Origin of the sequence: Polynucleobacter sp. MWH-P3-07-1, assembly GCF_018687555.1 — a bacterium.
Lineage (GTDB): Bacteria > Pseudomonadota > Gammaproteobacteria > Burkholderiales > Burkholderiaceae > Polynucleobacter.
Genome location: NZ_CP061296.1, coordinates 1,496,104 through 1,512,113, shown reverse-complemented (window position 1 = coordinate 1,512,113; position 16,010 = coordinate 1,496,104). Strand labels below are relative to the sequence as shown.

Genomic DNA, 16,010 nt, shown 5'->3' with positions numbered 1-16,010 from the left:
GCTATAGATCTAAGCTGGTATTGCTACTAGGTGGCGTTAAACCAAAATGCTCATAAGCTTGACGGGTTGCCACTCTTCCTCTAGAAGTTCTCTGTAGATATCCTTGCTGAATGAGGTAGGGCTCTAGAACATCCTCAATAGTGTCACGCTCCTCACCAATTGCTGCAGCCAAATTATCAATCCCAACTGGACCACCATCGAACTTATGCATGATGGCTTCTAAGAGTTTTCTATCCATTACATCAAAGCCGCTTGGATCAACATCGAGCATTTTCAGTGCAGCATCAGCCATCGCTTTAGTAATGGTGCCTGTGCCTTTGACTTCAGCATAGTCCCGTACACGGCGCAATAGTCGATTGGCGATTCGTGGCGTTCCACGGGCACGCTTAGCGATTTCTACTGAGCCTTCTGGATCGATATCTGCTTTGAGAAGGCTTGCTGAGCGATTAATGATCTTGGTCAGCTCTTCTGTAGTGTAGAACTCGAGTCTAGCCACAATACCAAAGCGATCCCGCAGGGGGTTGGTCAGCATTCCGGCGCGTGTGGTTGCACCAATCAGAGTAAATGGCTTGAGATCAATCTTGACACTACGTGCTGCAGGGCCTTCACCAATCATGATGTCTAGGCTGTAATCTTCCAGAGCGGGATAGAGGATCTCCTCAACAACTGGAGAGAGGCGATGGATCTCATCTATAAACAAAACGTCATTGGTTTCTAAATTAGTCAGCAGTGCCGCAAGATCTCCTGGGCGATCTAGTACGGGGCCACTGGTCTGTCGCAGGTTAACGCCTAACTCTCTGGCGATGATGTGCGCTAAGGTGGTCTTACCTAAGCCAGGAGGCCCGAATAGCAAGACATGATCAAGCGCCTCTTGGCGCGCGCGAGTAGCGCTAATAAAGATCTCAAGCTGGGCGCGAGCTTTGGTTTGGCCTACGTATTCGTCTAGCTGCTTGGGGCGCAGGGCTTTTTCAAAAACCGCCTCGGCGTTACCTGCGGCACCACTGACGATGCGATCATTACCCTCTGGTAAATCTTCAGGAATAGAGTTGAGATCGTCGGTATGAATTGCCATGCTGCAAGTGTAGTGCTTTAAGCTTTAGATAGATACTTCAAGCCCATCCGAATACCGTCAGAAACTGTGCTGTCGGGTGGGATTTGTTTAAGAGTCAAGAGTGCTTCTTTTTCTGAGTAACCGAGAGCTAGAAGGGCCTGCAATATCTCGCTGCTTGCCTCAATCGCTTGCGGCTTACCATTAGCAATTCCTAAATCGGGTGCAAGCTTACCCTTTAGCTCTAAGCAAAGTCGTTCAGCAGTCTTCTTGCCAATACCAGGAACTTGGGTCAGGCGATCAGCTTCTTGAAGTGCGATGGCCTGCGCCAATTCATTGACGCTCATCCCAGAGAGAATGGCTAAAGCAGTTCTAGAGCCAACACCGCTGATCTTAATGAGTTGTCGAAATGCCTCACGCTCAGTTTCAGTAGCAAAACCAAAGAGCTGTTGGGCATCTTCACGCACTTGAAAGTGAGTGAGTAAAGTAATTTTTTGATTCACTTCGGGTAGCTGGTACAGGGTGCTCATCGGCACATCAATTTCATAGCCAACGCCTTGGCAATCCACCAGGAGGCGAGGTGGGTGAACTGAGACGAGGGTTCCTTGAATACGACCAATCATAGGGTGATCTTAACCTGTTTAGGCTTTTGGCTTCAGAGGCTTCTTAGACGCAAGTGCAGCGGTGATTGCCTTGGGTATTTGTGCATGATGCGCGGCGCAAATAGCCACACCCAAGGCATCCGAGGCATCAGAGCCGGGGGCACGATTGAGTCGGAGTAAGCGTTTAACCATTTCTTGAACCTGGGGCTTGGCAGCACGCCCTGTGCCAACGATGGCTTGCTTCACTCTTAGGGCACTGTACTCAGCTACAGGGAGTTTTTTAGAAACGAGAGCAGCGATGACTGCACCACGCGCCTGCCCCAACATTAAAGTAGAACGAGGATTCACATTCAGAAAGACCTCTTCAATTGCAGCTGACTCTGGACGATAGGTCTCCAATACTTCGATTAATCCAGCATAGAGAGCACCTAAACGCTCAGGAAGGCCTTTGGCAGGATCACCGCTTTCAATGGTGCCCGAGGCAACATAAGTCAATTTTTGTCCATCAACATCAATGACACCAAAGCCCGTTGTCCGTAACCCAGGATCAATTCCTATCCAGCGCATTGAGTAATCTCGTGCTTAATGGCGGAAGTGTCGAGTGCCAGTGAAGATCATGGCAATGCCATGTTCATTGGCTGCGGCGATGATTTCTTCATCACGCATGCTACCGCCTGGTTGAATGGCACAACTGGCACCTGCGCTAACTACAACATCCAAACCATCACGGAAGGGGAAGAAAGCGTCACTCGCCACGGCTGATCCTTTGAGGCTCAGTCCTGCATTTTCAGCTTTAATGCTTGCCATTCTTGCAGAGTCTACGCGACTCATCTGGCCAGCGCCAATACCCAGAGTCATGCCGTCTGCGCAATACACAATTGCATTCGATTTGACAAACTTCGCAACGCGCCAAGCAAACATCATGTCATTGAGCTCTTTCGGCGTAGGCTGTCTCTGACTAACCACTTTGATTTCATTTTGCAAAACATTTTTCGCATCAGGAGATTGCACTAATAAGCCACCCCCTACTCTTTTGAAATCAAAAGCATTAAAACCAGTACCTAGTGGGATTTCTAACAGGCGAACATTTTGCTTTGCCGCAAAGATCGCTAAGGCTTCTTTGCTAAAGCTGGGCGCAATCAGAACTTCCACAAATTGTTTAGAGATGGCTTCGGCCGCAGCGCCATCACAAGGTACATTCAAGGCGATGATTCCACCAAATGCGGAACTTGGATCAGTCTTAAACGCTTTTTGATAGGCCTCCAGAGCCGAGCTGGCAACTGCAACACCGCAAGGATTGGCATGTTTGATGATGACGCAGGCGGGAGTGTTATTACCATTACTGGTAGAGAAGCTTTTCACGCACTCCCAGGCAGCGTCTGCATCTGCAATATTGTTATAGGAGAGTTCTTTGCCCTGCAATTGACGGTAGTTTGCTAAGGCACCATCTACGGGTTGAAGATCTTTATAGAACGCAGCAGATTGATGAGGATTTTCACCATAGCGCATCTCCTGGACCTTCTCGAATGCCAGGTGCAGAGTCTCTGGGTATGAAGAGCGTTGCTGATGGTTCAAGTCATCACCCAAAGAAGATAGGTAATTTGCAATAGCACCATCATATTGAGCTGTATGGGCAAAGACTTTTTTCGCTAATCCCAAATTGGTTTGATAAGACACATTATTTTGATTCGCTTTCATTTCTGCGAGTACGGGTGCGTAGTCGTTTGGCGAGATCAATACCGTAACATCTTGATGATTCTTGGCAGCAGCTCGCAACATTGCTGGGCCGCCTATATCAATATTCTCAACTGCATCCTCAAAGCTGCATTCTGTTTTTGCTACTGTTTGATGAAAGGGGTAGAGGTTAATGACCAGCATATCAATCGTGCCAATACCATGCTCTTTCAGGGCGGCCATGTGCTCTTTTGAATCTCTGCGGGCTAAAAGACCACCATGCACCATCGGGTGAAGGGTCTTCACGCGACCATCCAGCATTTCCGGAAAGTGAGTTAATGCGGAGACCTCAACTACGGGTAAGTTATTTTCAGCAAGTAGCTTAGCCGTACCCCCTGTAGAGATGAGCTGGATACCCAGAGCATGAAGCTCTTTAGCAAAATCGACAATGCCGTGTTTATCGGAAACAGAGAGGAGTGCAGTACGAATCATAGGTTTTATTTAAAGAAAAGAGATTATTTAATGAGCTTGTGCTCGATTAATTTTTTATGCAAAGTATTACGGTTAATACCCAGATATTGGGCGGCGAGAGACTGATTATCTTTTGCGTGACGCATGACAATCTCTAGCATAGGTTTTTCTACTACAGCTAGCACCATTTGGTAAATATCTGACGGAGGCGTATCTTTTAGGTCATCAAGATAGTGTTGTAAATGTTTTTCAACGCACTCAGTAATAGGTTGTCTATAAGTCATTCATCAAATACCAATTTAAGCAGCTTCTAAAAAGAGGAGACGATCAGAATGGGATTTCATTTCATCAAAAAAATCATTAACCATTTGCAGTTGGGTCTTGCAATCATCGGCGGTATTCATCTTCTGTCTAAAGTGATGAGAATTACGCAAACCCTTGCAATACCAGCCAATATGCTTTCGCGCAGTACGTAGACCAGTGTATTCACCATAAAAAGCGTAATGATCGAGCAAGTGTTCGTTCATGATGTCTTGAATCTCAGCAATCTCAGGCGTTGGCAAGGTTTCACCAGTAGCAAGATAGTGCGCGATTTCTCTAAAGATCCAAGGGCGCCCCTGCGCAGCACGACCAATCATGATGGCATCAGCGCCAGTCAGTTTTAAAACTTGAGCGGCTTTTTCTGGGGTGGTGATGTCGCCATTTGCAACTACCGGAATCTTAATGCTGCTTTTTACAGCTTGAATCGTTTCGTATTCTGCTGCTCCGTGATACAAATCCGCGCGAGTACGTCCATGAATGGTCAACATAGAGATGCCAGACTGCTCTGCCAGTTTTGCTACAGCTAGTGCATTTTTATGCTCACGATCCCAGCCAGTCCGAATTTTCAGGGTAACTGGAACTGCATCAGGACCAACTCCAACAGCCTGGACTACCGCTTCAATGATTTGTTGCACCAATGGCTCGTCCCTCAATAAGGCAGAGCCAGCAGCAACATTACAGACTTTTTTCGCTGGGCAACCCATATTAATGTCAATGATTTGAGCGCCATGATCTACGTTGAGTTTGGCAGCAGCAGCCATCATGGCTGGATCAGCGCCAGCAATCTGCGCCGCAATCGGCTTGAATTCGCCTTTGTGGTTTGCGCGGCGCTGAGTCTTCTCACTGTTCCACAAGAGCGCATTAGAGGCGATCATTTCGGATACCGCATAACCAGCGCCGAGTTTTTTACAGAGCTGACGAAAAGGTCGATCTGTCACTCCTGCCATCGGGGCAACGAAGAGCTGATTGGCGAGCTGATGAGGACCGATTTTCATGTGTTTAGACGAGGCTAAAAAGGCAGTTTGAGCTGATGGGAAAGGGTGTTACTTTAGCACAGGCGTCCCTAGATTTGCCTAAATTTTAGGCAAATTAATGCTTGTATTTGAACGACCATAGAACTGCTTTAAAGGCTGCTAGCGCCTTCCAAACATCATTTGACGGGCAAGTGCGGTCTTTACGGGTGGAAGCCATTGAAGAGCCGTTAAAGCGAGGCCCCTGGCAAGTACAACGGGGATTAGGTGTGAAGTAAAGACTCTGGCCATCATATCCGTGAGACCAATCGTTGCTTTTCGATCTACTTGCCGGCTTTGGGCATATTCAGACAGTGCATGCTCGATTGCTTGCGCGCTTGCTCCTTGTGCAGATCTGGCAAATACGCCGCTGAGTTTTTCTGAGAGGAGATAGGCGTCTCGCAGGCCCAAGTTCAAACCCTGTCCTGCAACCGGGTGCAGGGTTTGAGCTGCATTGCCGATCCAAACGGCATTGCCTTGATGAATCTGTTTGCGGTAATTGAGGCCTAAATCGTAAAAGCGACGATCTTGTATCTTAAGAAAGCGCCCAATCCGTGTGCCAAATTCACTCTCCAGAGCAGAGAGAAATTCTGCATCCTTTAAGGCAAGCCGTTTTTTGGTGGAGTCAGGAAAGCCGCACCAGACAAGATTCAAAATATTACTGCCATAGTGACTGGGAAGAAGTGCTAGGGGGCCCTCTGAGGTGAACCGCTCCCATGCCATATGCGCGGTTGCTGTTTCCACTTCAACTAGGCCAACTAAAGCAGCTTGGCCATAGTCTCGACCAGATTCAACCCAATCTTGGGTTTTAAATAATCCCCCTTCGGCATGCACGATGCAATTGGCTTCGATTGTTGGTGCTACCCCAGCTGCATCAATATGTTCCCAAGAAAAATTTTGACTATTCTGTTGTAAAGTGCGTAGCGCATTGCGTAACGCCAGATGAATATCTCGGTAGCGAACAATATGGCCAAGTGCATCTTGCTTGAGCTCTTCTCTAGTCATCAAGGCGCGACCAAAACGGCCGGCTTGAGACACATGCACTTGATGAATGGGTGCGCTATCGGTAGGCCAGGCACCAATCGTATCGAGTAAAAGCTTGCTACCATGAGAGAGGGCGATACCTCTAGTATCAGCAGAGCCTAGATCCTGATCGTTTCTTGAATTACGATCGAGGAGAGTAAGTCGAGCTTCCGGATGCTTTTGCAGAGTCCATGCGGCACAAGCCAGACCAACGGGACCACCACCTAAAATCAGAATGTCGCAAGCAGTGTTTTTCATCGGATTGCGATTACTGGCGCATGAGGGATTCGATTTCTTCGGCCTTAACGGGCACTCCACGAGAAATCAATTCACAACCTGAAGCAGTGACAACGGCATCATCTTCAATCCGGATGCCAATATTCCAAAAGGCTTCGGATATATCTTCTGCCGGCCTGATGTAAAGGCCAGGCTCAATAGTGAGAGTCATATTAGGCTGGAGAATACGCCAAGGCTTTTCTGTTTGGGTACTGGCCTCTCTGTAGGAGCCCACATCATGAACGTCCATTCCCAACCAATGTGAAGTGCGGTGCATATAAAAGCGACGATAGGCACCGGTTTCGATGGCATTTTGTAGGGAGCCCAATTCAGTAAGTTTGAGAAGCTTTTCATCCAGCAGTCCTTGAGTTAATACTTTGACAGCAGCTTCATGCGGCTGAATAAAAGTATTGCCCGGACGCGTTTCTGCAATCGCTGCTGCTTGAGCTTGCACAGTGATCTCATACAAAGCCCGCTGTGGACCGGTAAATTTTCCATTCACAGGAAAAGTGCGAGTAATGTCAGAGGCATAACTATCGAGTTCGCAGCCTGCATCAATCAGACATAAATCGCCGCTCTGCAATTGTGCATTGCCAGCTCGGTAATGGAGAATGCAAGCATTCTCGCCAGCAGCTACGATGCTGTTATAGGCTACGCTTTGCGAGCCGTGAAAACGAAATTCGTGAAGCAGTTCAGCTTCGAGTTGGTATTCACGCATGCCGGGTTTGCAGGTTTGCATCGCCCGAATGTGGGCGCGTGCTGAAATAGCTGCGGCCTGTTTCATGATATCGATTTCATGAGCATCTTTGAATAAGCGCATTTCATGAATCAGCGCATCAACATCATGCAATTGCGTTGGTGGATTCAGGCCTGAGCGACTTTGTTTACGTACTTGTTCCATCCAATGTCTTAGGCGACGATCTGATTCCGCATTCTCGGCCAAGCGAAGGTAAATTGCTTCATGCCTACTCAATAATTCACTGAGTTTGGTATCTAACTCTTGGTTGCTGTAGGCAAACTCCAGTCCCAGCGATTCAGGTGCCGCATCTGGCCCCAGTCGGATTCCATCCCAAATTTCTCTCTCAAGATCTTTTGGGCGACAGAATAAGTGTGACTCAACCGACTTACCCTGCACGATGATGACTAATGTTGCTCCTGGCTCATCAAAGCCAGTGAGGTAAAAGAAATCACTGTCATGGCGATAAGGAAATTCGCTATCCCGATTACGCGCTAATTCTGGCGCAGTTGAAATAATCGCAATACCGCTCCCAGTTTTAGACTGGATCTGTTCTGCGAGTTTTAATCTGCGAGATTGGTAAATTTCAGCTTGATGCATATGCCGCATTGAGTTCTTTTAAGCGTTGAGGTGTACCGACATCGTGCCACGGACCGAGATATTTTTCACCGAGAACCTGATTTTTGCCCATGGCCTCTCTCAAAAGGGGGGCTAATTTAGCCGATGCCCCACTTTGGATATGTGTAAATAGGCTGTAGTGATAGATCCCGATCCCTGAGAAGGTAAGTTTTTCTGCATTGGGTGAGAGGTTATCTTGAATTAACCCATCTTTTAGATAAAAGTCACCATTGGGATGCTGGGCCGGATTGGGCACCATCACGAGATAGGCCAAAGGTTTTGCAGGATTGGCTCTTAAGGTGGAAATTTGCTCTAAAAGAGCCTCAATGGGAAAGTTGGGGCAGAAAACATCCCCGTTGATGACTAGCAAATAATCCTTTGGTTTGAGCAGTTTCAAGGCTTGATGAATGCCACCCGCAGTTTCCAGTGCGGTGCCTTCCCGAGAATATTCAATATGTAAGCCAAATTGAGCCCCGTCACCCAGTGCATCTTCAATTTTTTCTCCAAGCCAAGCGTGATTAATCACCACTTCCTTGATTCCTGCTTTGCTGAGTAAGTTGAGGTGTCTTTCTAATAAAGATTGATTACCAATTTTCAGTAATGGCTTAGGTAAATCATCTGTAAGAGGACGCATACGTTCACCTCTACCCGCAGCAAGCAAAAGACACGGAAGTGCAGAAAATTGACTCATCTACGAGTAGATTCCAAAAGACGAGCAAGTGGTCTTAGCTCGATATAGCGATTGGCTGTTGCAATCGCGTATTCCAAGACGAGGGGAATATCTTTTAGATAAGCATCTTTGCCATCGCGATGAAATAGCCTTGCAAAGATACCTAAGATTTTGAGATGACGTTGCAGTCCCATCCATTCGAAATCGCGATAAAACTCACCAAAATCATCTGGCATTGCAAGTCCAGCCTTTCTTCCGGCTTCCCAAAAACGAATAACCCAGTCTATGACGTTCTCTTCAGGCCATGCAATATAGGCATCACGCCAAAGCGATGCAGCATCGTAAGTAATTGGGCCATACACTGCATCTTGAAAGTCAATCACGCCCGGATTGTTTTGTTCTGTAACCATCAAATTACGTGAATGGTAGTCGCGATGAACATAGACTTTGGCTTGCGCTAGATTATTTTGAATGATGTGATCAAAAGCCTCTTGGATGAGCTGTTCTTGTTTTAAATCCAATTGAATACCAAGATGCTTATTTAAATACCACTCTGGAAAGAGTTGGAGCTCGCGCAGTAAAAGAGTGGCATCATAGTTTGGAAGTACATCTGGTTTACTGGCTAATTGCATTTTGATCAATGCCTGAGTTGCATCTTCATAAAGCCAGTTTGCTGCGTCAGGATTGAGTTCTGCGAGATAGGTTTTTCTACCCAAATCGTTGAGCAAAAGAAAGCCCTCAGCGATATTCTTTTCCAGGATTTTGGGGACATTAAGACCCGCATTTTCAAGTAATAGGTCAACCTGAATAAAGTCGTCTAAGGGTTCATGTTCAGGCGGGGCATCCATGACGATCAAAGTCTCAAAATGAGGGGTTTTGGACGCAATTCGGAAATACCTCCGAAAACTGGCATCAGCAGAAGCCGGTGCCAAACTGGCAAGGTCTAATTGCCAGCTAGGCTCTAGGCCTTTTAGCCATTTGCGCAGGGTGTCTAAGCGTATGTCGGTCATGTCGATTCGTATAATAAGGCGGGTCAAGATCCATGAGTCATTATCGCCGTCGCGCCGGCCTTTGCGCCCCTCTTTTTAGTAAGCTAATCCTGCGCGTTTTGATGGGGTTAGGTTTGCTTGGGCTGGCTACTCATTCGATTGCCCAGGCCCCCGCTCCATTACCCCTCAATTCTCAATCATCCGTAGGCTCTATTTTAATTCCTGATCGAGGCGATGTAACGGTTTTGAAATTGGATGATCAATTGCGTGTAGGCAAGCCTATTACAGATGGCAAGGCTTTAACTTTTACATCAAGCGATGCGATTAATGGATTAGTTGATCGAGATATGCATTTGATTGGTCGCGCACAAATCCGTCGTAATGGCGCCGTCATGAAAGCCGATGAAATTTCTTACGACCCGGATAGTGATGTGGCGACATTAATTGGCAATGCCGAATTAATTAAAGGAAACACTGCCTTTAAGGGGCCTACTGCACGCTTTAATGTCGATGCCCGTGAGGGTGAGATGGAAACGCCGAATTATGAGTTGCGTGATTCCCATGCAAATGGAAATGCAAAAAAACTAACAGTCCAAAGCGCCGATGTATTTGTGTTTGATAACGCAACCTATACAACCTGTAATCCAGAAAATCTCGATTGGTATTTCACGGCCAGCAAAATTGAAATCGATAATGAACAGAAAGAAATGACTGGTACTAACGGGGTGATGCGATTCTTTGATGTACCAATTGCCTATGTGCCGTATTTCTCTGTTCCCACTTCTGGCCAGCGGCGTTCTGGTTTATTGGCTCCAGTCGCTGGGTATAACTCTAATAATGGTATTGATGTCACGCAGCCGTATTACGTCAATATCGCTCCCAATCGAGATCTTTTATTGCTACCGAGGGTAATGGGACAGCGCGGAACTCAATTAGGAGCTCAGTATCGTTTCTTGGATAAAAATGATATTGGCACATTGGGGGGTGATTATTTACCTTACGATCGGAAAACGGGAACTAACCGCTGGCGCTATGACTGGCAACAGCGAGAAAATTTTAATGGCGCTCTAAGTCAAAATGGAATTCCGATTCCAGGGGCTTGGACTGGTTATGCCAATATCGCACGTGTTTCAGATAATTTATATCCAACAGACTTTTCACAAAGTATTGCTGGAGCCGTTACAAGCCAGTTTCGTCAAGAAGTCGGAACTAATAAACAGCTCACCGATAGCTTGAGTAACTGGAATGTATCAGCGCGCGCCCTAACATTTCAAACTTTACAGCCAGATCCAACGGTAACTGTTCAATCACCGTACAACATCATGCCGAACATCACTGCTGCCTACAATAATCGACTCACGCCAACTGCTTCTGATGTCAGTGGTAAATATGTGACCTTACCTAGCGGCCCTGCCACAACCTTTTCTACGGATTACACACGCTTTGCATACAACATTGGTGGGAATTTAGCTGCTACTGCTCCTGGTGTATATAGTCAGGCTGATAGAACGGTTGTCAAGGGGGCTATGGCGTTACCCCAGGTTACTCCTGGTTACTACATCACGCCGAAAGTCAGTTTTCAATCTAATACCTATAACGCGACTGCTTTTAACAACAGTACTGTAGCGCCCGCTCAAGGCTTTGTGCTGCCTACCTTTAGTTTGGACTCTGGCGTAGCTTACGAACGCGATGCGGCGGAGCTAAAAAGTTTTTTTGGCAGAGATATGCTGCTAACCATGGAGCCACGTGCATTTTACGTATACACGCCATATCAGGATCAGACCAATACACCCCTGTTTGATACTGCAGATGGTGGCTTTGGCCTGATTCAAGTTTTTAGTGAGAATAATTTTATTGGTAACGACCGTATTGCTGATAACAATAAATTGACTGGGGGTGTGACGAGCCGCATGATTGAGGCGAATACAGGCGCTGAAAGAGCTTCGGTAACACTTGCGCAACGTCAGCAATTCACGGCACAACGGGTAGGCTTGAATGGCACAATTGCCAATCCTTCAACATACCAAGATACCCTAGGCTCTGCATCCGTTAGATTGCTTGGTAATCTCAGTGTTGATGCGTTTGGAGACTACAACGCTCAGCTAAATCAGTTTGTTCAAACTACTGCTGGAACTAGTTGGCGCCCTACGCCGGGCAGAAGTTTAAATATCGGCTACCGAAACGTATATACCCCACCTGTTATAGCCTCTACTCAGAATAACCAAGCTGCGGCACCAGGTACAACAACAACCAACCAATACAATATTTCTGGACAATGGCCGCTCACCCGTGAGGTCTCTGTATTGGGGCGCTGGGGTTACGATGCCTTAGCAGGTAAAACCTTGAATTCCTTAGCGGCACTAGAGTGGACCCGAGATTGCTGGACCTTTCGAGGCGCGTACTCTCAGGTAGTGAATACTTCGCAACTCATGACCACCCAAGTGCTCTTCCAGGTGGAGTTTAGGGGTTTTGCTAGTGCAGGTAGTAACCCAGTTGATATCATGAAGTTAAATGTTCCTGGATATTTGCCAACTTCGAAGCCTGTGCCACCTTCAATATATGAGAATTATCAATGATGCATTTAAGAAATAACCTCAAAAAAATCCTCTCAGGTGCGGTACTCGCAGGGCTTACTTTGCTATCAATTTCTTCTGGCGCGCAAAATTCCACTAGCTCTAAAAAAACTAATTCAATCAGCGACACAACAAATTCATTCAGCTCAGATAGTAAAGTTCGTGATATCGATGGCGTTGCTGCAGTTGTCAATACTGGATTTATTACGCGTAAGGAGATTGATGATCGAATTGTTACCCTGCAAAAACAAGGTGCAAAACTTCCTGGCGATGGAGTCGCTTTGCGCAAAGCAATTTTGGATCGTTTAATTATCGAAAAGATTCAGTTACAAGAGGCTCAACAAGATGGAGTAATCGTAAGTGATAAAGAGCTTAATAAAATTGTGAATGACATTGCTGTCAGAAATAAAATGACTTTAGATGATTTAAGGTCAAAAATAGTTGCTTCAGGTGTGAGTTTTTCGCGCTACAAGGAAATGTTGCGAAATGACATAGTGATGAGTCGTTATCGCGAGCGTGAAGTTGAGGCTAAGATTAAGATATCGGATGCTGAGATTGATAACTTTATTGCTGAGCAGTCAATTGCTAAAGGGGGCTCTTTAAAACCTGCACCAAGCTCACCCGGGGCTTCTGGTAGTGCAGAAGAAATTGATGTTGCTCAAATATTTATCCCAGTAGACCCCAATGCAGGAGCTGGCACTCAGGCAGAGGCGAAGAAAAAAGCAGAAAGTCTATTGCGTGATGCTCGGGGTGATGTTGATTTTCTTAAACTTGGTGAAATGGCTTCCAAAGAAAATCCGAAGATTAAATTTCAAGAGCTTGGATATCGAACCCCAGATCGATTGCCTCAACTGTTTTATGAGGCCATCAGAAATATTGGTGGTGGCCAGCTTGCGAATAATGTAGTGAAGAGCCCTGCGGGATACCATGTTCTAAAAGTTCTTGATCGACGATCTGCTACAGGAGGATCGCAAGCTCAACAGGCCCCAGTTCAAGAGGTGGTCACTTCAAATGCGCCCCAAAATATTATGATTACCCAAACTCTATCTCGCCACATTTTGCTTAAGAATCGTGAAGGCTTAAGTGATCAGGATGCAGAAAGGCGTTTAGCAGGCTATCGCGCTCAGGTTGTTGCTAAAACAGCAGATTTTGGTGAACTTGCTAAAAAATATTCTGAAGATGGATCTGCTACAAATGGCGGTAATCTAGGCTGGATGAGTCCTGGTGATTTAGTGCCTGAGTTTGAGCAGGCCATGAATCGTTTGCAGATTGGCGAAGTTAGCCCTCCGGTTAAATCTCAATTTGGTTGGCATTTAATTCAAGTTTTGGATCGCCGCCAGGCTGAGCTTACGGTAGAAAAGCAACGCGATCTTGCTAAAGCATCTATTCGTCAGAGAAAATTTGAGCAGGCTTATCAAGATTGGCTTCGACAGCTGCGTGATTCTGCAACGGTGAAAATTTTAAACGTCGAAGATGCAGCCATCGGCAATCGTTAAATTAGCTGTTACCACAGGAGAGCCCTCAGGCATCGGCCCCGAGGTTTCCTTGGCTGCTGCTGTCCAATTTTTAAAAGAGCAAACTGATCTTGAAATTACCCTAGTGGGGTGTAGCGATCTTTTGTCGGCTTCATATTCGGTGGATTCGAAAATACGGGAGCGTTTGCACATTCACCATGTACCGTTGATTGAGCCGGTTAAATATGGTGAGTTAAATCCTGCAAATGCCCCCTATGTCTTAAACACCCTAGATTTCGCAATCGATAGTTGTTTGCAGGGTCGGTTTGATGCGATGGTGACTGCGCCTCTTCAAAAAAGCGTCATCAATCTCGCGGGAACCCCCTTTACAGGCCACACTGAGTATCTGGCAGAGCGTTGCGGTGTGAAGCATGTCGTGATGATGCTCTGCACTGAACTTCAGGCTGGTATTTTGGGTATGCACACTGCTCAGCAGTTAAGAGTCGCTCTAGCAACAACCCACCTACCCTTAAAGGAGGTTTCGGCTGCTTTAAGCTGTAATACTCTTTTTGAAACGATTCAAATTATTGAGCATGATTTACGTTCTAAATTTGGTATTGCAAACCCTCGAATACGGGTTGCTGGATTGAATCCCCATGCTGGAGAATCTGGCTATCTTGGCAGGGAAGAGGTTGATCAGATTATTCCTGCAATTCATTTAGCGCGTGATGCAGGGATCGCGGTATCGGGCCCTTATCCGGGCGACACGATGTTTGATGTTCGGGCCCTGAATAAAACAGATGCCTTCTTGGCTATGTATCACGATCAAGGTTTGGCACCATTTAAATTTGTCAGTTTCGGCAGTGGTGTCAACGTTACATTGGGCTTGCCTATGATTCGTACTTCAGTAGATCATGGTACGGCTCTTGATATTGCTGGAAAAGGCCTAGCTGATCACCGCAGCATGCTAGAGGCACTACGGTTGGCCTACTCATTAGCACTGCATCACAATAGCTTGGTATAGATGCATCGCGCCCGAAAACGATTTGGCCAAAATTTCTTGCAGGATAACGGGATTATTCATGCCATCGTCGCTCTGATTCATCCTGCTGCAGATTCGCACATCATTGAAATCGGACCCGGCTTAGGTGCGTTAACTCGCCCCTTATTAGCTAATCTAGATCATCTAGATCTTCTAGAGATCGATCGAGACCTCGTTGCGTACTGGAGACAAGAAAATTTACCAGGGCTCAATGTTATCGAGGGCGATGCACTTCAGTTTGATTTTTCTGAATGGGCAAAACAGCGAGGCACCCATCAGGGTCAATGTAAGGTCGTAGGTAATCTACCTTACAACATCTCTTCACCACTCCTATTTCATTTGGTATCAGCAGCCAGCCAGATTCATGAGCAAGTATTTATGTTGCAAGCAGAGGTGGTAGAAAGAATGGTTGCACCAGCAGGAAGCTCTGACTTTAGTCGGCTCTCTGTCATGCTGCAGGCTCGTTATCATATGGAGCAGGTATTAGAGGTTCCACCCGAAGCTTTTGATCCGCAGCCCAAGGTAAATTCTGCGGTAGTCAGAATGATTCCCCGTACAGATTTTGACTTAAGTTCTCAGGAGTGGAGCGCTCTTGAAAAAGTGGTCGCAGCAGCCTTTGCTCAGAGACGTAAAATGTTGCGGACCAATCTACAAGCCTATGCCGATCGTTTAAGTCTGGGTGAGCATGAGCTCAAAGCTAGAGCGCAGGATATTTCGGTAGATCGTTATATTGCATGGGCTAAATTATTAGCCAATGGAATCTCAGCTTAGTAAGCGCTCGGATCTATTTTTCTCATCTCTGCTTCAATCCAGCCTTCAACTTCTTGATGGAGTTGGTCACCAGATTTTCCTGCAGAAGCAAGCGCGGGGCCAATTGAGAAGATGACGGTACCTGGGTATTTCATGAAGCTATTGCGTGGCCAGAAGTGCCCGGCATTATGGGCAATCGGAATCACGATGGCACCAGTGGCACTAGCAAGACGAGCTCCGCCTTTGCGATAGGGCTTATGAGAGCCAACGGGGGTTCTAGTACCCTCAGGGAACATCAAAATCCATTTGCCTTCACTTAGGCGTTTGCGGCCTTGGCTTGCAACAGAAAGTGCTGCCGTTTCTTTACTAGCTCGATTAATGTGGATCATTTTGAGTAGAGCCAAGGCCCAGCCAAAAAATGGAATCCACAAGAGCTCACGCTTAAATACAAAACACAGTTGTTTAGGCAGCAAGGCAATGTAAGCGATCGTCTCATAAGCAGATTGGTGTTTGCTGAGAACGACGACCGGTTGATCCAGTACAGCCAGCATATTTTCCATGCCCCGAATCTCAAAACGAATGCCACAGAGATGCTTCAGAACGTATATGACCACCTTATTCCATAGCCCAATAAAGCGATAGCGATTCTCTGGGTTGAGAAAAGGAAAAGCCAGCATACACAGTACCGACCAAATCGGCGTAAAGACCAGCAAGAAGAGGGTGAAAAGGGTTGAGCGTACGAATGTCATCATC

At 46.5% G+C, this 16,010-nt stretch carries 15 protein-coding genes; 4 read left to right on the top strand and 11 right to left on the bottom strand.

The annotated features are described in order from the left end of the window. Nucleotide 1: 1 nt before the first annotated feature. From ruvB to ICU98_RS07785, 10 genes are all read right to left on the bottom strand, one after another. The gene (gene ruvB, locus ICU98_RS07830; protein WP_215351980.1) at nt 2–1,072 is read right to left on the bottom strand and encodes a Holliday junction branch migration DNA helicase RuvB; all 1,071 of its coding nucleotides are present in this window, start codon (nt 1,070–1,072) and stop codon (nt 2–4) included. A 17-nt stretch (nt 1,073–1,089) separates the two neighbouring features. Continuing rightward, nucleotides 1,090–1,671 carry a Holliday junction branch migration protein RuvA gene (ruvA, locus tag ICU98_RS07825; RefSeq protein ID WP_215351978.1) on the bottom strand — a complete coding sequence of 194 codons (582 nt, stop codon included), beginning with the start codon at nt 1,669–1,671 and terminating at the stop codon, nt 1,090–1,092. A gap of 18 nt (nt 1,672–1,689) precedes the next feature. Further along, nucleotides 1,690–2,217: a crossover junction endodeoxyribonuclease RuvC gene (gene ruvC, locus ICU98_RS07820; protein WP_215351976.1), complete on the bottom strand. Its 528-nt coding sequence runs from the start codon at nt 2,215–2,217 to the stop codon at nt 1,690–1,692. Nucleotides 2,218–2,232: 15 nt separating this feature from the next. After that, nucleotides 2,233–3,816 carry a bifunctional phosphoribosylaminoimidazolecarboxamide formyltransferase/IMP cyclohydrolase gene (gene purH / locus ICU98_RS07815; protein ID WP_215351974.1) on the bottom strand — a complete coding sequence of 528 codons (1,584 nt, stop codon included), beginning with the start codon at nt 3,814–3,816 and terminating at the stop codon, nt 2,233–2,235. A gap of 23 nt (nt 3,817–3,839) precedes the next feature. After that, nucleotides 3,840–4,079 carry a helix-turn-helix domain-containing protein gene (locus ICU98_RS07810; protein ID WP_215351972.1) on the bottom strand — a complete coding sequence of 80 codons (240 nt, stop codon included), beginning with the start codon at nt 4,077–4,079 and terminating at the stop codon, nt 3,840–3,842. Between the two features lie 15 nt (nt 4,080–4,094). Then, nucleotides 4,095–5,111 (bottom strand): tRNA dihydrouridine synthase DusB, encoded by a 1,017-nt coding sequence (dusB, locus tag ICU98_RS07805; RefSeq protein WP_215351970.1) that lies wholly within the window; start codon nt 5,109–5,111, stop codon nt 4,095–4,097. A gap of 138 nt (nt 5,112–5,249) precedes the next feature. Continuing rightward, complete coding sequence (locus tag ICU98_RS07800; RefSeq protein WP_215351968.1) at nt 5,250–6,407, bottom strand: FAD-dependent monooxygenase; 1,158 nt, start codon at nt 6,405–6,407, stop codon at nt 5,250–5,252. A 10-nt stretch (nt 6,408–6,417) separates the two neighbouring features. Further along, on the bottom strand, nt 6,418–7,761 hold the full coding sequence (gene pepP / locus ICU98_RS07795; protein WP_215351966.1) for a Xaa-Pro aminopeptidase: 1,344 nt from the start codon (nt 7,759–7,761) through the stop codon (nt 6,418–6,420). Continuing rightward, on the bottom strand, nt 7,748–8,413 hold the full coding sequence (murU, locus tag ICU98_RS07790; RefSeq protein WP_251365335.1) for an N-acetylmuramate alpha-1-phosphate uridylyltransferase MurU: 666 nt from the start codon (nt 8,411–8,413) through the stop codon (nt 7,748–7,750). The genes pepP and murU overlap by 14 nt, the downstream gene beginning before the upstream one ends. 53 nt (nt 8,414–8,466) lie before the next feature. Next, on the bottom strand, nt 8,467–9,459 hold the full coding sequence (locus ICU98_RS07785; RefSeq protein WP_215351962.1) for an aminoglycoside phosphotransferase family protein: 993 nt from the start codon (nt 9,457–9,459) through the stop codon (nt 8,467–8,469). A gap of 32 nt (nt 9,460–9,491) precedes the next feature. Between ICU98_RS07785 and ICU98_RS07780 the strand changes: the two genes are divergently transcribed. Genes ICU98_RS07780 through rsmA form a run of 4 tightly spaced genes read left to right on the top strand, consistent with a single transcriptional unit; the run spans nt 9,492 to nt 15,278 of the window. Continuing rightward, nucleotides 9,492–12,014, top strand: a complete 2,523-nt coding sequence (locus ICU98_RS07780; protein WP_215351960.1) for an LPS-assembly protein LptD — start codon at nt 9,492–9,494, stop codon at nt 12,012–12,014. Next, a complete protein-coding gene (locus tag ICU98_RS07775; protein WP_251365334.1) occupies nt 12,011–13,507 on the top strand; it encodes a peptidylprolyl isomerase in 1,497 nt (498 codons plus the stop codon). The genes ICU98_RS07780 and ICU98_RS07775 overlap by 4 nt, the downstream gene beginning before the upstream one ends. Beyond that, a complete protein-coding gene (gene pdxA, locus ICU98_RS07770) occupies nt 13,485–14,489 on the top strand; it encodes a 4-hydroxythreonine-4-phosphate dehydrogenase PdxA (protein WP_215351959.1) in 1,005 nt (334 codons plus the stop codon). The genes ICU98_RS07775 and pdxA overlap by 23 nt, the downstream gene beginning before the upstream one ends. Next, nucleotides 14,490–15,278: a 16S rRNA (adenine(1518)-N(6)/adenine(1519)-N(6))-dimethyltransferase RsmA gene (gene rsmA, locus ICU98_RS07765; RefSeq protein ID WP_215351957.1), complete on the top strand. Its 789-nt coding sequence runs from the start codon at nt 14,490–14,492 to the stop codon at nt 15,276–15,278. Here rsmA and ICU98_RS07760 read toward each other — a convergent pair. After that, the gene (locus ICU98_RS07760; protein ID WP_215353249.1) at nt 15,275–16,006 is read right to left on the bottom strand and encodes a 1-acyl-sn-glycerol-3-phosphate acyltransferase; all 732 of its coding nucleotides are present in this window, start codon (nt 16,004–16,006) and stop codon (nt 15,275–15,277) included. The genes rsmA and ICU98_RS07760 overlap by 4 nt on opposite strands. Nucleotides 16,007–16,010 lie beyond the last annotated feature (4 nt).